Source organism: Arthrobacter sp. NPDC080082, from assembly GCF_040686595.1.
Classification (GTDB): Bacteria; Actinomycetota; Actinomycetes; order Actinomycetales; family Micrococcaceae; genus Arthrobacter.
The window spans coordinates 187,590-210,967 of record NZ_JBFBKQ010000004.1 but is presented as its reverse complement, the minus strand read 5'-3'; the positions used below and the strand labels follow the sequence as shown (position 1 = coordinate 210,967).

Sequence of the window (23,378 nt, the reverse complement as noted above, 5' to 3'; positions counted from 1 at the left end):
ACGGGCCCGGGCTAACGCCCACGACCGACAGAGAACGTCAGCACAGAACAACAGAGCCGGAGACACCTGATGAGCCACGATCTGACCACGACTGCGGGAAAGATTGCCGATTTCCGCGACCGCCAGGCCCGTGCCGAGCAGCCCTCCGGCCCCGAAGCCATCGCCAAGCAGCATGCCCGCGGCAAGAACACCGCCCGCGAGCGCATCGACCTGCTCCTCGACGCCGGCTCCTTCGTGGAGTTCGATGCCCTGGCCGTGCACCGCTCCACCGCGTTCGGCATGGAGAAGAAGAAGCCCCTCGGCGACGGGCTGGTCTCCGGCTACGGCACCGTCGACGGCCGGCCGGTCGCCGTCTACAGCCAGGACTTCTCCGTCTACGGCGGATCCCTCAGCCAGGTCAACGGCGAGAAGATCGTCAAGGTCCAGGAATTCGCGCTGCGCAACGGCTGCCCCGTGGTCGGCATCCTCGACGGCGGCGGCGCCCGCATCCAGGAAGGAGTCGCCTCGCTGGCCATGTTCGCGGACATCTTCCGCAACAACGTCCACGCCTCCGGCGTCGTCCCGCAGATCTCCCTCATCATGGGCCCCTCCGCCGGCGGTGCGGCTTACTCCCCCGCCCTGACCGACTACGTGGTCATGGTGGACAAGACCTCGCACATGTTCATCACCGGCCCCGACGTAATCAAGACCGTCACCGGCGAGGACGTGGACATGGAGACCCTGGGCGGCGCGCGCCAGCACAATGCCAACACCGGCACCTCCACCTACCTCGCCGCCGACGAGGCCGACGCCGTCGAGTTCGTCCGCGAACTGCTGGACTTCCTGCCCTCGAACAACCTGGCCGAGGCCCCCGTGCTGGAGCACGCGCAGGAACTCGAGATCGACGACGATGACCTCGCCCTGGATGCACTCATCCCGGACTCGGCCAACCAGCCGTACGACATGCGCAAGGTGATTGAGCAGATCGTCGACGACGCGCACTTCCTGGAGATGCAGTCCCTCTACGCGCCCAACGTGATCATTGGCTACGGCCGGGTCGAGGGCCACACCGTGGGCATCGTGGCCAACCAGCCGATGCAGTTCGCCGGCACCCTGGACATCGCCGCCTCGGAGAAGGCCGCCCGCTTCGTCCGGCACTGCGACGCCTTCAACATCCCGATCATCACCCTGGTGGATGTGCCCGGCTTCCTGCCCGGCAAGGACCAGGAGTTCCAGGGCATCATCCGCCGCGGCGCCAAGCTGCTCTACGCCTACGCCGAGGCCACCGTGCCGAAGCTGACCGTCATCACCCGCAAGGCCTACGGCGGAGCGTACATCGTGATGGGCTCCAAGAAGCTGGGCGCGGACCTGAACCTCGCCTGGCCCACAGCGCAGATCGGCGTCATGGGCGCCCAGGGCGCCGTCAACATCCTGTACCGCCGCGACCTGGCGGCCGTGGCGGAGGCCGGCGGCGACGTCGAGGCCAAGCGCGCCGAGGTCATCCGGCAGTACGAGGAGGAGCTCCTCAACCCGTACCAGGCTGCCGAGCTTGGCTACGTCGACGCCGTGATTGCCCCGTCGGAGACCCGGCTGCAGATCATCAAGGGCCTGCGGGCGCTGCGGGACAAGCGCGCCAGCCTGCCCGCCAAGAAGCACGGGAACATCCCGCTGTGACCGCCGCTCCAGACCCCGCAGCCGCGCCGGCGGAGCAGCCCCTGCTGGCCGTCGTCAAAGGCGATCCCACCGCGGAGGAACTCGCCGCGCTTACCGCCGTCGTCCTGTCCCTGGGCAGCGGCGCGCCGGCGGAGGCGAAGCAGCCCAGCGCCCGTCACTGGATCCGCCGGCAGCAGCTGCAGCTGGCCCCCAAGCCCGGCCCGGGCTCGTGGAAACGCAGCCGCGGCTAAAAGTTCAGTAACCCTTTCATAACTGCGCGGGCCGGGCTAGTGTCGGTCGGGTGACTATCGAAACCAACACCCCCGCCGCCGGCACGCCGGCCCGCCCGCAGACCCGGATCGACGCCGTCGCCGACGCGTACACGGACGCCCTGATCCGGCTCAACCCGAGCTTCGCCACCGAGCTGGGCCTGCCCGGCCACGAGACCGAGTACCCGGACTTCTCCCCCGCCGGCCACGAGGCGTTCGCCGCCGCGGCCCGCGAGGCACTGGACGCCCTGGACGGGCTGGAGCCGGAGGACGACGTCGACGCCGTCACCTTGGACGCGATGCGCGAGCGCCTGGGCCTCGAACTGGAAATCCACGAGTCGGGCTGGGGCCTGGCCCAGTTGAACAACATCGAATCCCCGGCCCAGCAGATCCGGGCCATCTTCGACCTGATGCCCACGGCCACCACCACGGACTGGGAGCACATCGCCGGCCGCGCGCACAACATCGGCGGCGCCATCGACGGCTACATCGAATCCCTCCGCGCGGCCAAGGCCGACGGCAAGGTCTCCGCCGCGCGCCAGGTGCGGATCGTCATCGAGCAGACCACCAAGTACGCCGCCGAAGACGGTTTCTTCGCCAAGCTCGCCGCCGGCGCCCGCACCGATGACGGCCCGCTTCCGGCAGACCTGCAGTCGTACCTCGACGCCGGCGCCGCGGACGCCCGCGTGGCCTACTCCCGCCTGGCCGGGTTTCTCGAATCCGAGCTGCTGCCGGTCGCCCCGGACAAGGACGCCGTGGGCCGCGAACGCTATGCCCTGGCCTCCCGCCAGTTCCTCGGCGCCGCCGTTGACCTCGAGGAAACCTACGCCTGGGGCGTGCAGGAACTGGACCGGCTGATCGCCGAACAGGAGCGCGTCGCGGACCAGATCCGCCCCGGCGCCAGCATCGAAGAGGCCAAGGAGATCCTGAACAACGATCCGGCGCGCCAGCTCAAGGGCACCGACGCGCTTCAGGCATGGATGCAGGAACTCTCGGACAAGGCAGTGGCGGATCTCGCCGGCGTGCACTTCGAGATCCCGGACATCATGAAGACCCTGGAATGCCGGATCGCCCCCACCGACGAGGGCGGCATCTACTACACCGGCCCGTCCGAGGACTTCAGCCGCCCCGGCCGGATGTGGTGGTCCGTACCCGCCGGCGAGGACACCTTCACCACCTGGGCCGAGACCACCACCGTCTTCCACGAGGGCGTCCCGGGCCACCACCTGCAGGTTGCCACCGCCGTCTACCGCCGCGAGCTGCTGAACAAGTGGCGCCGCAGCGTCTGCTGGACCTCAGGCCACGGCGAGGGCTGGGCGCTGTACGCCGAGAAGCTGATGCAGGAACTGGGCTACCTCAAGGATCCGGGCGACCACATGGGCATGCTGGACATGCAGCGGATGCGGGCGGCCCGCGTGGTCTTCGACATCGGCGTGCACCTGGAGCTCGAGGTCCCCGAGCGCTGGGGCAGCGGCACCTGGACCTCGGAGAAGGGCTTCGAGTTCCTCAAGGCCAACCTGCCGATCAGCGAGGGCCAGCTGAAGTTCGAGTTCACCCGCTACCTGGGCTGGCCGGGCCAGGCCCCGTCCTACAAGGTTGGCCAGCGGCTCTGGGAGCAGATCCGGGCCGAGCTGGAAGCGCGCCCCGGCTTCGACTTGAAGGCGTTCCACACCAAGGCGCTGAACATGGGGTCGGTCGGGCTGGACACGCTGAAGCGGGCGCTGCTGGGCTAGTTATTCCGAGCCGGCCTTGCGGGTCAGCTCAGGCAGAGGCAGAAGGGGTGGCCGGCCGGGTCCAGGAAGACCCGGAAGGTCTCCCCCGGCTGGTGCTCGTGCCGGGTCGCGCCAAGCTCCAGCACCGCCGCCTCGGCCGCGTCGAGGTCGTCAACGGTCAGGTCCAGGTGCATCTGCTGCGGCATTTCCTGGCCCGGCCACTGCGGCGGGACGAAGGATTCCACTTTCTGGAAATTGATCGAGTCGCCGTACTCGGCGCGGATGGAGGTCCACCCCTCGTCGTCCTGCTCGATGGTCCAGTCGAGCAGGGCGCCGTAAAACCGCGCCAGGGCCCGGGGGTCGGGGCAGTCGAGGACGACGGCGGGAAAGCGTGCGATAGCCATGGCGCCACTCTAGGGCGCATCCTGCCGAGAGACAATCACCACACTCCGGGCCGGAATAACTTCACAATGGGGCAGTCTTTCGGCGTCGTTGCAGGGTTTTTCGAAGCACAACGCAAAATCTGCCGCGTAACATTTCTCAACATTGGTTCGTCGTGGTAAGGGCCGTGGTCCTAGCGTATTCGGGTGACCACTCAGACAAGTACCCCCGCAACCGCAGGCAAGCCCGGTTTTCGGCTGCCACGCTGGGCCGGCTCGTTCGGCTTCCAGATCATCGCCGCGCTGATCGTCGGCCTGGGGCTCGGCCTGCTCGCGAAGTACACGGGCAGCACCAAGACGGCCCCGAACGCCCTCGGCGCCACACTGCAGACCATCGGCTCGAGCTACGTCTCGCTGCTGCAGACGGCCGTCGTCCCGCTGATCTTCACCGCCGTCGTCAGCTCCATCTCCAACCTCCGCGCCGTCTCCAACGCGGCCCGGCTGGCTTGGAACACGCTGCTCTGGTTCGCGATCACCTCGCTGATTGCGGTGCTGATCGGCATGGGCCTGGGCGTCCTGCTGCAGCCCGGCGCCGGCACCGGCATCACCCAGGAAGCCAAGTACACCGGCAAGTCCGGCGACTGGTGGGCGTTCCTGATCGGCCTGTTCCCGAAGAACTTCCTGGGCCTGGGCGCCAGCACCACCGTCGCCGACGGCACCGCCACCACGGCCGTGAGCTTCAACGTCCTCCAGATCCTGGTGATCGCGATCGCCGTCGGCATCGCCGCGCTCAAGGTAGGCAAGGCCGCCGAGCCGTTCCTGAACCTCAACGCCTCCGCCCTGGCCGTCATCCAGAAGGTCCTCTGGTGGATCATCCGGATCGCCCCGCTGGGAACCGTCGGCCTGATCGGCAACGCCGTCGCCGTCTACGGCTGGGACACCATCGGCTCGCTCGGCAAGTTCGCCTTCGCCATCTACGCCGGCCTGGTGCTGGTCCTGTTCGTGGTCTACCCGGTCCTGATCCGCAGCCACGGCCTGTCCATCAAGCAGTACTTCTCCGGTGTGTGGCCGGCCGTGCAGCTGGCCTTCGTCTCGCGCTCCTCGGTGGGAACCCTGCCGCTGACCCAGCGCGTCACCGAACGGTCTCTGGGCGTCCCCCGCGCCTACGCCTCCTTCGCCGTGCCGCTGGGCGCCACCACCAAGATGGACGGCTGCGCCGCGATCTACCCGGCCGTGTCCGCGATCTTCGTGGCCCAGTTCTTCGGCATCCAGCTGGACTTCAGCCAGTACCTGCTGATCGCACTGGTCTCCGTCCTGGGCTCCGCCGCGACCGCCGGCACCACCGGCGCAGTCGTGATGCTGACCCTGACGCTCTCCACGCTGGGCCTGCCGCTGGCCGGCGTCGGCCTCCTGCTGGCGATCGACCCGATCCTCGACATGGGCCGCACCGCGGTCAACGTCGCCGGCCAGGCGCTGGTCCCCACGATCGTCGCGAAGCGCCAGGGCATCCTGGACGAGGCGCTCTACAACGCCCCGCGCAACGGTGACCCCTTTGCCGACGACGACGCCGAATCCGAGGGCTCCGACCCGACCGCCGCGGCCATCAGCCGCGAGGCCGACGCCGACGAGTTCGAGGGCGGGCGCCTGGTGGGCAGCAAGGCCTGACCTACCCGCCACAAGGAAAGGTCCCCGGGAGGTATGTCTCCCGGGGACCTTTCTTTTAATCCCGCCTCATCGGCGTCGTTTCGTTTTCGGTCAGCGTCCGCCGCCGCCGATGACGCCCTTCTCGACGGCCTTGGTGACGGCATCCGCCTCGGCCTGGGTGAGGGTGCCGCTGCTGACGGCCTTGTCCAGCTTCGTCTTCAGCGCGGCCGCGTGCTTGGCCTGGGCCTCGGACTTCAATTCATCCAGCGCCGCGGTGACCTTGGCTTCGTCGATTCCCAGCGAGGAGGCGAGCGACTTGGCCAGCTCCGCCTCCATCGCGGCGCGGTCCGGCTTGGTGCCCTGGGCCGGCGGCGTGGACGGCTTGTGCGCGTCACGGAAGGCCTTCAGGGCATCGACCACCTTGGTCTTGTCCATGCCCAGCTTGGTGGCGAGTTCCGCGGCCTTGACGCCGGCCATGCCTTCGCGGTCGCCGCGGCCGTGGCCGCCGCGCATCCCGTCGCCGTCGCCCTTGGTGGTGCTGCCGTCGGCGGGCGCGCTGGAGCTGGCGCTCGGGCTGGGGGCGGGAGTGGTGGTGGCGGAAGCCATCCCGGCCACCCCGAGGCCTGCGCCCAGGGCCAGGGCGGTGGCCGAGACGCCGAGCGTGATTCTCTTGGTACGTGACATGCGATGTCTCCTGGTCTGCCGTCAGCGACGGCGGTGTCAGTCTTACGGTGTGCGGCGGCCCGGAAACCATGGTGGCCGACGGACCGGCCGCTCTTCCAGTGTGTACTGCCCTTTTCTGCTTGGGCTGTTGGGAACCTTTTAGCTTCCTGTGAATGCTGATGACTGGTTAGGCTCAGGGCATGCTGATCGTCACCACCAACGACATCCCCGGCCACCGCATCGACGCCGTCTTCGGGGAGGTCATGGGCCTTACCGTCCGCTCGCGCGACGTCGGCGCCCAGGTGGTGGCGGGCTTCCGTTCGCTGGCGGGCGGAGAACTGCGCGAATTGACCGATGTGCTCTACGAGAGCCGGCAGGAGGTCATGGCCCGAATGGTGGCTGAGGCGGCCCAGCGCGGCGCCAATGCGATCGTGGCGATGCGCTTCGACACCGCCCACATGGCCAACAACTGGTCCGAAATCTGCGCCTACGGCACGGCGGTCTACGCGATTCCGCTGACCAGCGGCGAGCCGGGCGCCACCGGACAGTCGATCCAGCTGACGACGCCGTCATAAAGTTGCCCGGAGTGCAAAGATGCACTTAGTGTAATTCCATGCCCCCATCCGCGACCGGTCCCGGCGCTCCCGCGGCCACACCCTCCCGGCGTGAACTGAACAAGGCCGCCACCCGTCAGGCCATCATTGACGCCGCCCTCGGCTTGCTGCGCGCCAGCGGCCCGGGCAACTTCACGGTCGAGGAAATCGCCGACGCGGCCGGAATCTCCCGCCGCACCTTCTTCAACTACTTCGGCAGCACCGACGCTGTCATCGCCTCGGTCACGCACGGCTTCCTGGACACCGCGCTGCAGCAGTTCCGGCTGCGACCGGTCAGCGAACCCATCCTGGAGGCAGCCAAGGCCTCGCTGATGGCCCTCGCTGATCCCATGACCATCGCCCCGCTGGCAGAGCTGTACACGCTCGGCCTCTCCAACCCGCAGCTGAACCGCTCGGAACTGGAGGCCTGGGACCACTGCACCGCCGAGATCATCGACGCCGCCCGGTCCCGCTTCACCGGCCCGGCCGGGGCGCTCGACGAGCTCTATCTGCGGGCGCTGGCCAGCTCGGTCATCGCCTGCGGGAAGGCCGCCATGGACCTCTGGTTCGACCGCTGCCACGGCGACCTCTCCCCCGCCTCGCTGTCCACCCTCCGCCAGCTCCTTATTGACTCCATGAGCCTGCTGGGCTCCGGATTCGCTTCCCCGGCGGCCGCCCCGGCCGCCGCTTCCACCGCCACCCCTTCCCCAGATCGGCTCTGACATGGCACTCCTGCTGTACCGCCTCGGCAAGTTCTCCTACCGCCACCGCTGGCTGGTCATTTCGCTGTGGCTCGCCGTCATGGTGGCCGTCGGCGGGGCCGCCGCCGCCTTCCACGGCACCCTCAGCAACAACTTCCAGATCCCGGGCACCGAGACCCAGCAGATGGCGGACAAGCTCAAGAAGGACCTGCCGTCGTCCTCCGGCGGCTCCGCCACGGTGGTCTTCGAGGCCAACGACGCGCAGTTCAGCCAGGCAGGCAGGGACGCGGTGTCCGCCGCCCTGGCCAAGCTCAAAACCATTCCCGACGTGCAGGGAACCGTGGACCCTTTCACCACCCAGGCGCAGCTGGACAAGGCAGGCACCGACCTGGCCGCCGGCGAGCAGCAGGCAGCCGCCGGCAAGGCCCAGTTGGACGCGTCGGCAGCGGAGTTGGCCGCCGGCAAGGCCAAGCTGGACACCGCCGAGGCCCAGCTGAAGGCCGCCGGCCTGCCGGATGCCGCCATCGAAGCCCAGCTCGGCCAGCAGAAGGCGGCCCTCGCAGCCGGGCAGGCGAAGCTCGACGCCGGCACCAAGGACCTCGCCGCCGGCGACGCCAAGCTCGCGCTCGGCAAGCGCCAGCTGGAGGCCTCCAAGGGTCTCCGGTTTGTCTCCGAGGACGGCAAGGCCGCGATCGCCCAGGTGCAGTTCAAGACCTCGATCAACGGCCTGAAGCCGGAGGTCCGCCAGCAGGTCCAGGACATCGTCAACGAGGTCTCCGCCGCCAATGTCACCGCCCTGCCCAGTAAGGAAATCAGCGAGGACATCTCGGAACTCTTCGGCGCCGCGGAGGTCATCGGCATCGCCGTCGCCACTCTGGTCCTGATCGTCATGCTCGGCACCCTGGTGGCCGCCGGACTGCCGCTGCTGATGGCAATCGTGGGTGTGGCCGTCGGCGTCGGCGGGACTTTCGCGCTCAGCGGCGCCGTGGACATGAGCTCCATCTCGCCGATGCTGGCCCTGATGCTGGGGCTCGCCGTCGGCATCGACTACTCGCTCTTCATCGTCAACCGGCACCGCGGCCAGCTGCTCTCCGGCATGGACACGGAGGAGTCCGTGGCACTCGCCACCGGCACCTCCGGCAACGCAGTGATGTTCGCCGGGCTGACCGTCATCATCGCCCTGGCCGCCCTGGTGGTGCCCGGGCTGCCGTTCCTGGCCGTGATGGGCCTCTCCGCCGCCGCCACGGTGGCTGTCGCCGTCGTCGTCGCCCTGACGCTGACGCCGGCCATCCTCTCGCTGGTGGGCCGGAAGCTGATCTCGAAGCGGGCCTGGGCCAAGGCCGAACGGCACAACGCCGACCCCGGCCACGACTCGGAGGACCGGGAGCGGGACGAGTACCGCGGCAGCCACGGCTGGGGCGGCGTCGTCACCAAGCACCCGTGGCTGGCGCTCCTGGCCGGCGTGATCCTGCTGGGCGTCGTGGCGCTGCCGGCCAGCCAGCTGCGGCTCGCCCTGCCGGACGCCAGCTCTGAACCGGTGGCCTCCACCGCGTTCAAGGCCTACGACGTCACCAAGCGCAGCTTCGGCGAAGGCATGACCGGGCCGATCATCGTGGTGGGCGACCTCCCCGAGGGCCTGGACGCGGCCGCCGCGCAGGCCAAGCAGTTCGACGTCGCCGACATCCTGCGGAAGACCGAGAACGTGGCCGCCGCCGTGCCGTTGGCCCTCAGTGAGGACCGCCGGACCGCCGTGTTCCAGGTGCTGCCGAAGGAGGGTCCGGCCAGCGCCAGCACCGTCCAGGTGGTGGCCGATCTGCGGGCCGAGAAGGGCCAGATCAAGGACCAGACCGGGGTGTCTATCGGCCTGACCGGCCAGACCGCGGGCAACGTGGACGTCTCCACCAAGCTGGGCGACGCGCTGCCGCCGTACCTGGCGATCGTGGTGGGGCTCTCGCTGATCCTGCTGCTGCTGGTGTTCCGCTCCGTGGTGGTTCCGCTGCTGGCCACCGGCGGCTTCCTGCTCTCGCTCGCGGCGGCGTTCGGCGCCGTGGTGGCCGTGTACCAGTGGGGCTGGCTGGGGTCCGTGTTCGGTGTGGAGAATCCGGGCGCGGTGCTGAGCTTCCTGCCCATCATCCTGATCGGCGTGCTGTTCGGCCTGGCGATGGATTACCAGGTGTTCATTACCTCCGGCATGCGTGAGGCCTACATGCACGGCGAGACCGCCAAGCACGCGGTCCGGTCCGGCTTCAGCCACGCGGCCGCCGTGGTGACCGCCGCCGCGATCATCATGGTGAGTGTGTTCTCCGGCTTCATCTTCTCGCACCTGAACATGGTCCGGCCGCTGGGCTTCGCAATGGCGTTCGGCGTGCTGGTGGACGCGTTCGTGGTGCGCATGACGATCGTCCCGGCGGTCATGTACCTGCTGGGCAGCAAGGCGTGGTGGCTGCCGCGCTGGCTGGACCGGATTCTCCCGGACGTCGACGTCGAAGGTGCCAAGCTGCGCAAGGCCGACGCCGACGGTGAGGCCGCCGAGTCCGAGCCCGCCGGGGTCGCCGTGCGGTAACGAGGTCCCCGAGCGGGTCCCGCTCCCCGACGGCGCCTGCGCACCGCGGCTGTCGCCGCCCAGCGAATGCCGCCGCTCGGATGCCGACCAACGAACGCCGCCCGTCGATCCGCGTGATCGGCGGGCGGCGGTCGTCATTCCGGGAAGTCTTCCCTGCCTGATGACCATCTCCTCGTCTGCACGGCACGGGCCTGCGGCAACAATTAACTTGCCGTCTGAGAAAGTTATTTATTACTCTTTCCATCATGGAAAATCATTCACGCCCGCTTCCGTCCCCTGAGGACGCCAACGCGCTCCTTGCCGAACTGGGCTCCGACCGGAATGTCCTCGCTGATAGCGTCCGGGTTCCCACCACGCTTATGGCCGCTCTCGGAGCCTGCGCAGCCTGGTGGGTCTCCGCCGCGGCCGCGACAACTCCGGGCGCGGGCTACCAGCCGCCGACGTCCGGCTGGCTGGGCCTTGTAGCCGTCCTCATCATCGTTCATCTCATCCGCCGCGAGACGGGCATCCGGTTCCGCACCCTGGGTCCGCGGGCCACCGTGTTGCTCGCAGTCATCCTGGTGGCATGCCTCGCGTTGTTCTCGGTGTCCTTGGCCCTGGTTTCCCTTGGCGCTGCCTGGGCCGTGGCTCTGACCAGCCTCTCTGCGTTCGGGGCCGTCATGTGGCTGTCCGGGGCTGCCTTCCGTTCCGCACTGGAGCACCTCCGCCGTGGCTGAGGCACGCTTCGACGAGCTCATCCACGCCCCGGTGCGGCTTCGGATCTGCGGACTCCTGCGCCCGGTCGACACGATGGATTTCGCGATTCTGCGGGACACCCTGGGAGTCTCCGACGCGACCCTGTCCAAGCATCTGAAAGCCCTCACCGACGCCGGGTACGCCAGCACCACCAAGTCGGCCTCGGCCGCCCGCAGCGACGCCCGCCGGCTTACCTGGGTGGGACTCACCCCGGTCGGCCGGAAAGCGTTCGGGGCTCATGTCCGGGCCCTTCAGGACATCGCGGGTACCTCGGGCTGAGGTCCGCAGGGTGACGAGGACCCACCCCGCGGCGCCCCGCCCGAACATCCCTTCTACCCTGCCCGTGGAACGGCGTCGGCTCCGCGGTATCTCTTGAGCTCCTTCCTTCGCCCGGGGCTCTCACCCCTGCCCGACCGCATCGGAACCTCCGCTGCCGCGGTTCGCGCCCTCGCGGCAGTACCGGGAAGCACCGGGGCAATCGACGAGTAAGTGTGGCCGGTGGGCGTCATCAGTTCAAAGGCGTGGCGACCCTCTGACGGTCTGCCATCGGTCCGGGCTCTGTCTGCCGATCGGGCGGTCCAGCCGGGGGTTTCTTTGGTGTGGTTGCAGGCCTCGCAAAGTCCGGCGCCGTTGGCTGCCGTGGTCTCTCCGCCGCGGTACCAGGGAACGACGTGGTCCAGGTGCCGGATGGGCGCGTCGCAATAGGAGGTGCGGCAGGTGTCGTCGCGGATTACGATGAACCGGCGCAGCCCGGTGGGGAAGAGCCGGGCCCGGGAGTCCATGCCGACGAGTTCGCCGGTGCCGGGCGCGGTGTAGAGCCGCCGGATCCAGACCTCGAACCCCTTGCCGTTGGGAGCGGTGCCGGCGGCGTTCCTGTGCGTCCCCTTCGGTTGAGACGGTTCACTTACACCGGCTCTCTTCCCTCCCGATGCCACGAGTTTCCTGGCCCATCCGGCCGGCACAATGCCGTAGCCGGCAAGCCTGGCGGGTTCACTGTCTCCGGCGAGGAGGGTCCGGTCGGTCATAACGAGCTGAACCTCGATGCCGGTGATCCCGCCCGGTGTGCCGGTGATGCGTTCGACCAGGGTGTCCGCCATCAGCTGGGCGCGGGATCGTGGGTCTCCGGTGGCGCGGGCGGTGTCGGCGTGCCGGGTCAGGGCCGCGTAGGCGGCGACTCCGGCGGCGACGGGGAGCAGAGCGGTGAGGTAGCACATGGTGTCCGGGGCCGGTCGGAGACTGACACTGCGTTCGGTTTCGGCGTGGGCTGCCCGTTGGGTGACGGATCTCGGGTCGTGCCGGTAGGCGGCGGCCTTGGCGGCGGAGATGATGGCACGGTCGCCGACGCCGTCGAAGGTCCCGGTGTCGGCGGCGAGTTCCTCATCCACCGCGGCACGGTCAGCAGAGTCGAGGAAGGCGGTTTCGCGGACCAGCAGGGTGGCGCGCCATTCGTTCAGGCGCCCGGTGTCGAGGGCGGCCAGGGTGCGCGGCATCTCCGTCACCAACGCCCGGGCCAGACCCAGCAGCCGTGAGCCTTTGGCCGGGGATTCCCGCCGCGCCAACGCAACCGCCGCCCCCACCCCGGCACCGAGCTGGTCCGCGGGCAAGCCAAGAGCGGCCTGTTCCCGCCGCCGGACCAGATCCAACGCCATTGCCAACCTCGCCTGCCGGGCCGCGATCGCCGACTTCCGGTCCTCCAGCACCCGGAGCTCATCAACGATCGCCGCCGCGTCCCCCACCACCGGGGGGACCGCGCCGACTGACTCCTCGAAAAGCTTCCGACTGCCTTCCATAAAACCAATTCAATTGGAGGGGTCTGACAATATAAGGCCGCCCCCCGCCATAACGTCGAACCCCCGCCGCAGTGGCTGAGACCTGACGACGGTCATGCGGCCACGCGGCCGGAAGCCGTCCTCGGCCACGCACCGTCGTCGTCCGCTGCGCTTTGATGCGCGGCGGCCGCCCCGACCAAGCCCGCACCCCACCGGATACCCACCGAACCCGCCACACTGTCAGCCCGAGGAACTACGCTGGTTCCGTGACCCGTCTGATCCTCGCCTCCCAGTCCCCCGCCCGCACCAAGCTGCTCAGCAACGCCGGCATCGCGCACACCGTTCTCGTCTCGGACGTCGATGAGGACGCCGTCCAGGCCCGCTACGGCGTAACCGACCCGCACGACACCGCCCTCCTCCTGGCCCGCGCCAAGGCCGAGGCGGTCGCGTCGCTGCCCGAGGCGGAGGGCGCCCTGGTGATCGGCTGCGATTCCGTCTTCGAATTCGACGGCGAAGCCCACGGCAAGCCCTACACCCCCGAGGTCGCCAAGGAACGCATGCTCCGGATGAGCGGCAGTATGGGCATCCTGCACACCGGCCACTGGCTGGTCGACTGCCGGGACACGGACGAAGCGGACGACGACGGCGGCACCGGTTCCGGTGCGACGCTCGGCTCCGTCGCCTCGGCCGAGGTGCACTTCATGGAGATGAGTGAGGCGGAGATCGACACCTACATTGCCACCGAGGAGCCGCTCCTCTGCGCCGGATCGTTCACCATCGACGGCTACGGCGGGGCGTTCATCCGCAAGGTCGACGGCGACCCGCACACCGTCGTCGGGCTCTCCATCTCCACCCTCCGCGGCCTCCTGGCCCAGGCGGGAGTCAACGTCACACAGCTGTGGACTGGCGGCGCCGCGAATCCCGCGGAGGTCCGCGCCGAGTGAGGCAATTCGCATGGCCTTGTAGGAACCCCACAAAGGAATAGCGGTTTACGCGCGGGATCCGCAAGGAATCTCGGCGGAACCCACAAAACCGCGCTAGGCTCCGTGAAGGAAAGAAGGAGACGCCTTGTCAGCTATTTCGGAGCAGTCCGTCCAGTCCGCGCCCGCCTCAACCCTGCCGGGCACCCGTCGCCTGAGCAAGGTGCTGATCGCCAACCGCGGCGAGATCGCGGTGCGCATCATCCGCGCCGCCCGTGACGAAGGCCTGGCCTCGGTGGCCGTCTACGCCGATCCGGACCGCGACGCGCTGCACGTCAAGCTCGCCGACGAGGCCTACGCGCTCGGCGGCAACACTGCGGCCGAGTCCTACCTGGTCATGGACAAGCTGATCGAGGTGGCCCTGCGCTCCGGCGCCGACGCCGTCCACCCCGGCTACGGCTTCCTGGCCGAGAACGCCGAGTTCGCCGCAAAGGTCATCGCCGCCGGCATCACCTGGATCGGCCCCTCCCCCGAGGCCATCTCCGCCCTCGGTGACAAGGTCCAGGCCCGGCACATCGCCGAAAAGGTCGGTGCGCCCCAGGTTCCCGGCACCGCCGACCCCGTCAGCTCCGCCGAGGAAATCCTCGAATTCGTCGACAAGTTCGGCCTCCCGGTCGCCATCAAGGCGGCCTTCGGCGGCGGCGGCCGCGGCATCAAGGTCGCCCGCACCCGCGAGGAAATCCCCGAACTGTTCGAATCCGCCGTCCGCGAGGCCACCGCAGCCTTCGGCCGCGGCGAATGCTTCATCGAACGCTTCCTCGACGCTCCCCGCCACGTCGAAACCCAGTGCCTGGCCGACGCGCACGGCAACGTCGTCGTCGTCTCCACCCGTGACTGCTCACTGCAGCGGCGCAACCAGAAACTGGTCGAAGAGGCCCCCGCACCGTTCCTCACCGACGAGCAGAACCAGCGCCTCTACGAATCCTCCAAAGCCATCCTTAAAGAGGCCGGCTACCTCGGCGCGGGCACCTGCGAATTCCTGGTCGGCCAGGATGGCACCATCTCCTTCCTCGAGGTCAACACCCGCCTTCAGGTGGAGCACTGCGTCTCCGAGGAAGTCACCGGCATCGACCTGGTCCGCGAACAGTTCCGGCTGGCCCGCGGCGAGGAGCTCGGCTACGGCGATCCCGAGGTCCGCGGCCACTCGATCGAATTCCGCATCACCGGCGAGGACCCGGGCCGAAACTTCATGCCCGCCCCCGGCACCATCACCGCGCTGAAAAACCCCACCGGCCCCGGCGTCCGCATCGACTCCGGCGTAGAGCAGGGCGACGTCATCAGCGGCAACTTCGACTCCATGCTCTCCAAGCTGGTCATCACCGGCGCCACCCGCGAGCAGGCCCTGCAGCGCTCCCGCCGCGCCCTCGAGGAGATGGTGGTCGAGGGAATACCCACCGTCATCCCGTTCGACCTGGCCGTCGTCAGCAACCCCGACTTCGCCCCGGCGGAGGGCCCGTTCAAGGTCCACACCCGCTGGATCGAGACCGCGTTCGTCAACGACATCCCCGCCTGGACCCCGGGCGGCGCTACCGCTGAGGCGGCTGACGCCGGCGAACGCCAGCGCGTCGTCGTCGAGGTCGGCGGCAAACGGATGGAAGTTGTGCTGCCGGCATCGCTCGGAACCGTCAGCGGCGGCGGCAAGCCCGCCAAGGCCAAGAAGCGCTCCCGCAGCGCCGCCGGTCCCACGGCGGCAGCCGGCGGCAACGCCCTGACCTCCCCCATGCAGGGCACCATCGTCAAGGTGGCCGTCGCCGAGGGTGAGCGCGTCGCCGAGGGCGATCTTGTGGTGGTGCTGGAAGCCATGAAGATGGAGCAGCCGCTGACCGCGCACCGCGCCGGCATCGTCATCGGCCTGTCCGCCTCCGCCGGAGAGACTGTCTCCGCCGGTGCCGTGATCGCCATGATCGAGGATGGCGAGAGCGCCGAATAGCGGCCGCGTCGGCGGCGGTGCAGACTTAGGTCTGTGAAGCCCTTCCTGCTGCTCGCCTCCCGCGCGGAGGACGCCGCCGCCGACGACGAATATCTCGCCTACCTGCGCTACACAGGGCTGGCCGAGTCCGGGCTGCATCGGATCCGGATGGAGGCCGCGCCCCTGCCAACTCTGGACCTTGAGCGGTACTCGGGCGTGATTGTCGGCGGCAGCCCGTTCACCTCCAGCGACCCCGCGGAGGACAAAACCGACGTCCAGCACCGGGTGGAAAAGGACCTGTTCGCCCTGCTGGACCGGATCGTGGCCGAGGATTTCCCGTTCCTGGGCGCCTGCTACGGCGTCGGTACCCTGGGCCTGCACCAGGGCGCCGTCATCGACCGGACCTACGGCGAGGGGCTGGGCGGAGTGACCGTCAGCCAGACCGACGCGGGCCGGCAGGACCCGCTGCTGCGCGGACTGCCGGAATCATTCACCGCGTTCGTCGGGCACAAGGAGGCCTGCACCGTGCTGCCCGGCGGCGCGGTGCTGCTGGCCAGCTCCGAGACCTGCCCGGTGCAGATGTTCCGGATCCGGTCCAACCTCTATGCCACCCAGTTCCATCCGGAGCTCGACGCCGACGGCCTCACCACCCGGATCGATATTTACCGGCACGCCGGCTACTTCCCGCCGGAATCCGCCGAGGAACTCATGGCCCAGGCCCGAAGCCACAACGTGACCGAGCCGATGGCCATCCTGCGCAACTTCGTGGAGCGGTACGCGCGCTAGCCCGCCCAGGAGGCCGCCGCCGTCGTACGCTCCTCCCCGGTTACCGCCCACCGCACCCTCCCCGGACACGGAAATGCCCGGCGTGTCGGGTGTACACGCCGGGCATTTGCCGCAGTAACCGGGGAGGAGCGTCAGGCCACGTTGTTCTCGTAGTCCAGATCGCGGGTCTCGCGGCTGATGAACAGCGCGATCAGCGTCAGCACGGCCATGACCGAGAGGTAGATGCCCACCAGGACGGGGCTGCCCTTGGCGGACTCCCACAGCCAGACGGCGATGAACGGAGCCACGGCCGCACCCAGGATGGAGGAGACGTTGTAGCTGATGGCGGAGCCGGTGTACCGGACGTTGGTCGGGAAGAGCTCCGGCAGCAGCGCACCCATCGGTCCGAAGGTCAGGCCCATCAGGGAGAAGCCGATGATCAGCAGGCCCATGGCACCGGCGAACCCGGCGCTGAACAGCGGCACGAAGAGCAGGCCGAAGACGAAGATGCCGGTGGTGACGGCGAGCAGCATCTTGCGGCGTCCGTACTTCTCGGCCAGCGGGCCGGAGACCAGGGTGAAGATGCCGAAGAACACGACGCCGGCGATCAGCATCCAGAGGAAGTCGTTGCGGGAGTAGCCCAGGCCCGGGACGAACGCGGCCGCGGCGGCCTCGCTCATCGGCTTGCCGGCCTTCTCCGCGGCGGCCTGCGCGCCGGCCAGGGTCGGCTTGGTGCCGTAGGTCAGCGTGAACGTGGTCATCAGGTAGAAGAGCACGTAGGTGGCGAGCATGATGAAGGTGCCCAGGATCAGCGGGCGCCAGCTGGTCTTGAAGACCCGGCCCAACGGCAGCTTGGCGACCTCGTTGCTCTCCAGCACCTTGGTGAAGGCGGGCGTTTCGATCAGCTTCAGCCGGACGTACAGGCCGATGATGACCATGACGGCGCTGACCAGGAACGGCACGCGCCAGCCCCAGTCGCTGAAGGCCTGCGGGCTCAGGGTGTAGCTGAAGACCAGGAAGAGCACGTTGGCGATGATGAAGCCGATCGGCGCGCCCAGCTGCGGGAACGTTCCGTAGATCGCGCGCTTGTTGGCCGGGGCGTTCTCCGTCGCGAGCAGCGCGGCGCCGCTCCATTCGCCGCCGAGGGCCAGGCCCTGGGCGAAGCGCATGACCACCAGCAGTGCCGGCGCCCAGAATTCCCAGCCCGGAACCAGGGCGGTGGGGAGGCAGCCAATCAGGAAGGTGGCGATGCCCATGGTGAGCAGCGAGGCCACGAGGGTGCCCTTGCGGCCGAATTTGTCACCGAAGTGGCCGAAGACGATCGAGCCGAGCGGACGGGCGACGAACGCGACGCCGAAGACGGCGAAGGAGCTCAGGAGCTGGGTGGTCTCGTTCTGGCCCGGGAAGAAGAGCTTCGGGAAGACCAGGACGGCGGCCGTGGCGTAGACGTAGAAGTCGTAGAACTCGACGGTGGTGCCGATCAGGCTGGCAACGATCACGCGGCCGCGCGAGTTCACCTGCTTGGCGGATCCATGCTCCGTCGACATGGCGGTGGGTGACATGTGAGAACGCTTTCATCAAGACCGGTGGCCCGTGGGGGCCGTCCGGCAAAGGAGTGGAATATATCTGCCATATTACGCGGCACTGTCCACGAGTTGGACATTTATTTCACTATTTGGACATCTGCGTGTCGCCCGGATCAGGGGTTGACTGGACCGCGATGCCGCCGGGGTCTCACGCCCTGACTGAGCCCCGGATAGGCAAACGTCACAGCACGTTTACATTCGGCGAGCGTCCCGGAAATGCGGCCTCCCTAGCTTTGAGGGAACATCCCCAAGGAGGTCCCCGTGACAGAACGCACCGCAGACACCGCCACCCTCACTCCCCCGACCGTTCCCGCCCTGGAACACCGGCCCGGCCGCTGGATCGCCAACTGGGACGCCGAGAACCCGGCCCAGTGGGAGTCGGTGGGGCGTGGGATCGCCCGGCGGAACCTGAACTGGTCCATCTTCGCGGAGTTCCTGGGCTTCGTGGTCTGGCAGCTCTGGTCGATCGTAGTCGTGCAGCTACCGACGGCCGGTTTCCGTTTCTCCACCAATGAGATCTTCTGGCTCATCTCGATGCCCAGCCTGGTCGGAGCGACCCTGCGCATCCCGTACACCTTCATGGTCCCGCGCTTCGGCGGCCGAAACTGGACGGTCGTCTCGGCGCTCCTGCTGCTGGTCCCCTCCACCGGGCTGGCGTTCTGCGTGGCCAACCCGGGCACCCCGTTCGGCGTCATGCTGCTGGTGGCCGCCCTGGCCGGTTTCGGCGGCGGCAACTTCGCCAGCTCGATGGCGAACATCAGCTTCTTCTACCCGGCCCGGGAAAAGGGCTGGGCGCTGGGCCTGAACGCCGCCGGCGGAAACCTGGGCGCCGCCGTCGCCCAGCTGGCCGTCCCGGTCGCCGTCACCCTGCTGGCCGCCGGCACCATCAACCTGCCCGTGGCCGGGCTGATGTGGGTGCCACTGATCCTGCTGGCGGCATTCGGCGCCTGGAAGTACATGGACAACCTCACCAGCGCCAAGGGTGACGTGGCCGGCTCCCTCGCCGCGGTCCGGGAACCCCACCTGTGGGTGATGGCGCTGCTGTACATCGGCACCTTCGGCTCGTTCATCGGCTTCGCGGGCGTCTTTCCCAAGCTGATCAAGGATTACTTCCCGGCGTTCTCCTCCTTCGGGGTGGGAACCGTGGCGCTGTCCCTGGCCTTCCTGGGCCCGCTGGTGGGATCCCTGGCGCGGCCCTACGGCGGACGGATGGCGGACCGGCTGGGCGGGGCGCGGATGACCGTGGCCGCGTTCGCGGCGATGGCCGCCATCACCCTGACCGTGGTGTGGACGCTGCCGCTGAAGAACTTCTGGCTCTTCCTGGTCCTGTTCCTGGCCCTCTTCACCGCCAGCGGCTTCGGCAACGGCGCCACCTACCGGATGATTCCGGTGATCTTCGCACTGCACAGCCGCGCCGCCCGCACCGGGGCCGCTCCGGCGGCCACGCAGAAACTGGCATCCTCGGCGCTGGGGCTGATCTCGGCGATCGGCGCCTACGGCGGCTTCGTGATCCCGCAGGTACTCAACGCCGCGAACACCGCCACCGGCTCCTACACGCCGGCGTTCTACGGCTTCGTGGCGGCCTACGTCCTGATGCTGGCCGTGTGCTGGGCCTGCTACCTGCGCCCCGCCCGGCACGGCAAGGGGCACGTCTAGATGGCCGACGGCGCCGCGACCCACTGCCCGTACTGCGCCCTGCAGTGTGCCATGACGCTGACCGTGCCGGGGGCCGCGGAGGTCCCGCTCGAGGTGACCGGCAGGGAGTTTCCTACCAACCGTGGCGGGCTCTGCCGGAAGGGCTGGACCTCGACGTCATTGCTCGAGCACCCCGGGCGGGTCACCGAACCGCTTCTCAGGGGCGCCGACGGCGTGCACCGGCCGGTCGACTGGGATGCCGCCTTAAACCTCATCGCCACCGCGGTTCGGAAGACCCGGGGCGCCCACGGCCCGGACGCCGTCGGCGTGTTTGGCGGCGGCGGGCTGACCAACGAGAAGGCGTACCAGCTGGGCAAGTTCGCGCGGCTGGGGCTGGGGACCTCGCGGATCGATTACAACGGCAGGTTCTGCATGTCCTCCGCCGCGGCGGCCGGGATCCGCGCGTTCGGCCTGGACCGTGGGCTGCCGTTCCCGGTGGCCGACCTGGACGGTGCGTCGACCGTGCTCCTGCTGGGCTCCAACGTGGCGGAGACGATGCCCCCGTTCGTGCAGCACCTGCGCGGGGCGCGCGACGCCGGCGGCCTGATCGTCGTCGACCCGCGGCGCTCCGCGACGGCCGCGTTGACGTCCGACGGCGCCGGACTGCACCTGCAGCCGCTGCCGGGCAGCGATCTCGCCCTGCTGCTGGGGCTGGCACATGTGGTGATCCACGAGGGCCTGGCGGATCACGCCTACATCGCCAAGCGCACGGCCGGCTACCCGGCCCTAGCCCCCAGCGTGGCTGGCTTCTGGCCCGAGCGGGTGCAGTCCCTCACCGGAGTGCCGGCCGGCCTGGTCCGCGAGACCGCCCGGCGGCTGGCCGACGGTGCGCGCCGCGGCGGCAGCTACGTCCTGACCGGCCGCGGCGTGGAACAACACGTGGACGGGACGGACACCGCCACCGCCGCGATCAACCTGGCCCTGCTGCTGGGCCTGCCGGGTTCGGCCCGGAGCGGCTACGGAACGCTGACCGGCCAGGGAAACGGACAAGGCGGGCGCGAACACGGCCAGAAGGCGGACCAGCTGCCCGGCTACCGGAAGATCACCGACCCCGCGGCGCGGGCCCACGTCGCGGGCGTCTGGGGAGTTCCCGAGGCGCTGATCCCGGGTCCCGGGGTCCCCGCCGTCGATCTCCTTGCCTCCCTGGGACAGCCCGACGGCGTCCGCTGCCTCTTCGTGCACGGCGCCAACGTTGCGGTGTCCGCCCCGGATGCGAACGCCGTGACCGCGGGCCTGCGTCGGCTGGATTTCCTGGTGGTCTGCGACTTCTTCGTCTCCGAGACGGCGGCCGAGGCGGACCTGATCCTGCCGGTGACCCAGTGGGCCGAGGAGGAGGGTACGGTGACCAACCTCGAGGGCCGGGTGCTGCGCCGCCGCCGGGCCGTGACTCCCCCGGCCGGGGTCCGCAGTGAATTGTGGATCATGGCCCGGCTGGCCGAGTTGCTGGACGCGCCGTCGACCTTCAGCGAGGACCCGGAGACGGTGTTCGAGGAACTCCGCCGGGCCTCCGCCGGCGGACCGGCAGACTACTCCGGGATCGATTACGCGATGCTGGACCGCGGCGAGGAGGCCTACTGGCCGTATCCCGCGGGCAGCGCCGGGACGCCGCGGTTGTTCCTGGATGCCTTCGCCCATCCCGACGGACGTGCGGTGTTCACGCCGGTGACGCCCCGGCGTCGTACGCCGTCCGCCGACTCGGCCGGTTCCGCAGGTTCCGCGGGTTCCGGCGACGGGGGCGCCCCGATGACCCTGGTGACCGGACGCTGGCTGGAGCATTACCAGTCGGGAGCCCAGACCCGGCGTGTGCCCGCGTTGGTGGACGCACGGCCCGAGGCGCGGCTGCAGCTGCATCCCTCGGCCGCCGCGGCGCAGGGCATCGACGACGGCGGCCTGGTGCTCGTGGCGAACGGCCGCGGTGAGGTGCTGTGCCGCGCCGACGTCAGCCCGGACATCCGCCCGGAAACCGTGTTCCTGCCGTTCCATTTCGCCGGGGTGGAGAGCGCGAACCGGCTCACGGAGGCCGTAACGGACCCCGTCTCCGGGATGCCGGAATTCAAGACCAGCCAGGTGTGGGTGCGGCCGATTGCTGCCGCAGCGCCCGCCGTGGCCCTGCAGAGTGAAGGTGCCTCATGAGCGAGCGTGTTGTGGTGGTGGGCTTCGGCCCGGTTGCGGCGAGGCTGGTCGATGAACTGCTGCCGGCGGTGGCGTCCGGGGTGGTGGAGCTGACCGTGGTCGGCGAGGAACCGGTGGCCGCCTACAACCGGGTGCTGGTGGCGGACTTGGGCGTCGGCCGGACCAGCGCGGACGCCCTGGCCCTTGCCGATGCGGCGTCCCTGGTGGCCGCGGGCGTCGACGTCCGGCTGGGCGTGCGGGTCCGCCGGGTGGACCGGGCCCGCCGCCTGCTCCTGCTCAGCGACGGCAGCACCCCGCGCTATGACCGGCTGGTGTTCGCCACCGGCGCCCGGCCCGTGATTCCCAACCTCACCGGGCTGAACCCGGATCCCGGACGGCCCGCCCTTCCGCCCGGGGTGACCGCGCTACGCGACCTGGGTGATGCGGCGGCGCTGCACGCAGCGGTGGCCGGCGGCAAACGCGTGGTGGTCCTAGGCGGCGGTGTCCTGGGCCTGGAAACCGCCCTGGCCGCCGCCGAGGAGGGCGCCACCGTGACCGTGGTGCACAATGGCCCGTTCCCGCTGGGCCGCAGCATCGACCGCGGCGGCGGGGCCGTGCTGGCGGCATCGCTGCGGAACTGCGGGGTGCGGATGGCCGGCAATGCTCGATCCGTGGGCGTGGAGACGGACGACGACGGCGGCTTCTCCGCGCTGCTGCTGGACGACGGCTCCGCGATCGACGGGGACCTGCTGGTGCTGTCCTGCGGCGTGCGGCCCCGCGTTGAGCTCGCGGAGGGCTGCGGGCTGCCGACGGCGGCCGGCATCCTGGTGGACCACCGGCTTCGCGCGCACCACGAGCCGCACGTCTTCGCCGTCGGGGACTGCGCGGAGGTCCGCTGCCCCGATCCGGACTGCGTGGACTGCCGGGTTCCCCGCGGACCGTCCGGACTGGTGGGGCCGGGATGGCGCCAGGCCGAGTGGCTGGCCGGCTACCTCACTCTGCTGGCGTCCGGTGCTCTTGCGGAGGCTCAGGCGATGCCGCCGCTACCTTCGGAACAGCCAGCCGTGGTGGTGCTCAAGGCGCGCGGGCTGACCATGGCCGTGGCCGGTGACGTCACCGCGGATCCTTGGGACGAGGAGGCGCTGTGTTCCGGGTCGGCCACGGACCGGCCACGGCTGCAGGTCTCGCAATGGGCCGACCCCGAGCACGGCCGCTACGTCAAAATGTCCACCCGCGCCGGGGTACTTGAGGGTTTGGTGGCCGTCGGGATGCCCCGCACCGCGGCCGAGCTGGTGCAGCTCTTCGAACGCGGTGCGGAACTACCGGCGGACCGGTCGCTGTTGCTCAGGCTGGACGGTCCGGAGGCTAATACCTCGCAGGCCGCCCACGACCCGGCGCGGACCGTTTGCCGCTGCGCCGGGATCAGCGGAACAGCCATTGCTTCAGCCGTTTCCTCCGGATGCTCGACAGTTGCCGAGGTCTCCGGGACCACCCGCGCCGGCACCGGCTGCGGCAGCTGCCACGACGAGATCAGGGGCCTGATCGAAAAGCACTTCCAGGCGGCGGTGGCGTAGGGAGCGGCCCGGTGGGGGTGCGCCGACGTCGCGAACCTGAGACCGGCCTGAACAGCTGGTAGCTTATGACAGCGGCCCAGTCTCAGGCGCCGCCTT

General features: G+C 69.4%; 19 protein-coding genes. 15 read left to right on the top strand and 4 right to left on the bottom strand.

Annotation, left to right across the window (positions count from 1 at the left end; genetic code table 11):
- Nucleotides 1-69 precede the first annotated feature (69 nt).
- From AB0O44_RS09995 to AB0O44_RS09985, 3 genes are read left to right on the top strand one after another with little or no spacing between them, the layout of a single operon-like run.
- Nucleotides 70-1,653 carry an acyl-CoA carboxylase subunit beta gene (locus AB0O44_RS09995; protein WP_364136968.1) on the top strand — a complete coding sequence of 528 codons (1,584 nt, stop codon included), beginning with the start codon at nt 70-72 and terminating at the stop codon, nt 1,651-1,653.
- Nucleotides 1,650-1,883, top strand: coding sequence for an acyl-CoA carboxylase subunit epsilon (locus AB0O44_RS09990; protein WP_290258463.1), 234 nt, complete (start codon nt 1,650-1,652; stop codon nt 1,881-1,883). Before AB0O44_RS09995 ends, AB0O44_RS09990 begins: the two co-directional genes overlap by 4 nt.
- A 50-nt stretch (nt 1,884-1,933) precedes the next feature.
- On the top strand, nt 1,934-3,634 hold the full coding sequence (locus tag AB0O44_RS09985; RefSeq protein ID WP_364136966.1) for a DUF885 domain-containing protein: 1,701 nt from the start codon (nt 1,934-1,936) through the stop codon (nt 3,632-3,634).
- Between the two features lie 23 nt (nt 3,635-3,657).
- Here AB0O44_RS09985 and AB0O44_RS09980 read toward each other — a convergent pair whose 3' ends face one another.
- Nucleotides 3,658-4,017, bottom strand: coding sequence for a VOC family protein (locus AB0O44_RS09980; protein WP_290258465.1), 360 nt, complete (start codon nt 4,015-4,017; stop codon nt 3,658-3,660).
- Between the two features lie 183 nt (nt 4,018-4,200).
- Between AB0O44_RS09980 and AB0O44_RS09975 the strand changes: the two genes are divergently transcribed.
- Entirely contained in the window at nt 4,201-5,658 is a 1,458-nt protein-coding gene (locus AB0O44_RS09975; RefSeq protein ID WP_364136964.1) for a dicarboxylate/amino acid:cation symporter, read from the top strand.
- 90 nt (nt 5,659-5,748) lie between these two features.
- Here the strand turns inward: AB0O44_RS09975 and AB0O44_RS09970 are convergent, their stop codons facing one another.
- On the bottom strand, nt 5,749-6,321 hold the full coding sequence (locus AB0O44_RS09970) for a hypothetical protein (protein WP_364136962.1): 573 nt from the start codon (nt 6,319-6,321) through the stop codon (nt 5,749-5,751).
- Nucleotides 6,322-6,500: 179 nt separating this feature from the next.
- Between AB0O44_RS09970 and AB0O44_RS09965 the strand changes: the two genes are divergently transcribed.
- From AB0O44_RS09965 to AB0O44_RS09945, 5 genes are all read left to right on the top strand, one after another.
- Nucleotides 6,501-6,875 carry a YbjQ family protein gene (locus AB0O44_RS09965; protein WP_364136960.1) on the top strand — a complete coding sequence of 125 codons (375 nt, stop codon included), beginning with the start codon at nt 6,501-6,503 and terminating at the stop codon, nt 6,873-6,875.
- Between the two features lie 38 nt (nt 6,876-6,913).
- Nucleotides 6,914-7,615 carry a TetR/AcrR family transcriptional regulator gene (locus AB0O44_RS09960; RefSeq protein ID WP_364136959.1) on the top strand — a complete coding sequence of 234 codons (702 nt, stop codon included), beginning with the start codon at nt 6,914-6,916 and terminating at the stop codon, nt 7,613-7,615.
- A gap of 1 nt (nt 7,616) precedes the next feature.
- Nucleotides 7,617-10,157 carry an MMPL family transporter gene (locus AB0O44_RS09955; RefSeq protein ID WP_364136957.1) on the top strand — a complete coding sequence of 847 codons (2,541 nt, stop codon included), beginning with the start codon at nt 7,617-7,619 and terminating at the stop codon, nt 10,155-10,157.
- 245 nt (nt 10,158-10,402) lie between these two features.
- Nucleotides 10,403-10,873 (top strand): hypothetical protein, encoded by a 471-nt coding sequence (locus AB0O44_RS09950; protein ID WP_364136955.1) that lies wholly within the window; start codon nt 10,403-10,405, stop codon nt 10,871-10,873.
- Nucleotides 10,866-11,171 carry a transcriptional regulator gene (locus AB0O44_RS09945; RefSeq protein WP_364136953.1) on the top strand — a complete coding sequence of 102 codons (306 nt, stop codon included), beginning with the start codon at nt 10,866-10,868 and terminating at the stop codon, nt 11,169-11,171. Before AB0O44_RS09950 ends, AB0O44_RS09945 begins: the two co-directional genes overlap by 8 nt.
- A 53-nt stretch (nt 11,172-11,224) precedes the next feature.
- On the opposite strand, the gene AB0O44_RS09940 is transcribed toward AB0O44_RS09945, so the two are convergent.
- Nucleotides 11,225-12,682, bottom strand: a complete 1,458-nt coding sequence (locus AB0O44_RS09940) for a DUF222 domain-containing protein (protein ID WP_364136951.1) — start codon at nt 12,680-12,682, stop codon at nt 11,225-11,227.
- A gap of 245 nt (nt 12,683-12,927) precedes the next feature.
- Here AB0O44_RS09940 and AB0O44_RS09935 point away from each other — a divergent pair, with 245 nt between their 5' ends.
- The 3 genes from AB0O44_RS09935 to AB0O44_RS09925 all read left to right on the top strand — a co-directional run bounded on the left by AB0O44_RS09935 (nt 12,928) and on the right by AB0O44_RS09925 (nt 16,336).
- Nucleotides 12,928-13,605: a nucleoside triphosphate pyrophosphatase gene (locus AB0O44_RS09935; RefSeq protein WP_364136949.1), complete on the top strand. Its 678-nt coding sequence runs from the start codon at nt 12,928-12,930 to the stop codon at nt 13,603-13,605.
- Nucleotides 13,606-13,738: 133 nt separating this feature from the next.
- A complete protein-coding gene (locus AB0O44_RS09930; RefSeq protein ID WP_364137313.1) occupies nt 13,739-15,571 on the top strand; it encodes a biotin carboxylase N-terminal domain-containing protein in 1,833 nt (610 codons plus the stop codon).
- A 33-nt stretch (nt 15,572-15,604) separates the two neighbouring features.
- Nucleotides 15,605-16,336, top strand: a complete 732-nt coding sequence (locus AB0O44_RS09925) for a glutamine amidotransferase (RefSeq protein WP_364136947.1) — start codon at nt 15,605-15,607, stop codon at nt 16,334-16,336.
- A 131-nt stretch (nt 16,337-16,467) separates the two neighbouring features.
- Here AB0O44_RS09925 and AB0O44_RS09920 read toward each other — a convergent pair whose 3' ends face one another.
- Nucleotides 16,468-17,877, bottom strand: a complete 1,410-nt coding sequence (locus tag AB0O44_RS09920; protein ID WP_364136945.1) for an MFS transporter — start codon at nt 17,875-17,877, stop codon at nt 16,468-16,470.
- Nucleotides 17,878-18,162: 285 nt separating this feature from the next.
- Here AB0O44_RS09920 and AB0O44_RS09915 point away from each other — a divergent pair, with 285 nt between their 5' ends.
- The 3 genes from AB0O44_RS09915 to AB0O44_RS09905 are packed head-to-tail and all read left to right on the top strand — an operon-like array spanning nt 18,163 to nt 23,282.
- Entirely contained in the window at nt 18,163-19,557 is a 1,395-nt protein-coding gene (locus AB0O44_RS09915) for an MFS transporter (RefSeq protein WP_364136943.1), read from the top strand.
- Complete coding sequence (locus tag AB0O44_RS09910) at nt 19,558-21,729, top strand: molybdopterin oxidoreductase family protein (protein WP_364136941.1); 2,172 nt, start codon at nt 19,558-19,560, stop codon at nt 21,727-21,729. It abuts the gene before it with no gap.
- Nucleotides 21,726-23,282 carry an FAD-dependent oxidoreductase gene (locus AB0O44_RS09905; protein ID WP_364136939.1) on the top strand — a complete coding sequence of 519 codons (1,557 nt, stop codon included), beginning with the start codon at nt 21,726-21,728 and terminating at the stop codon, nt 23,280-23,282. The genes AB0O44_RS09910 and AB0O44_RS09905 overlap by 4 nt, the downstream gene beginning before the upstream one ends.
- Nucleotides 23,283-23,378 lie beyond the last annotated feature (96 nt).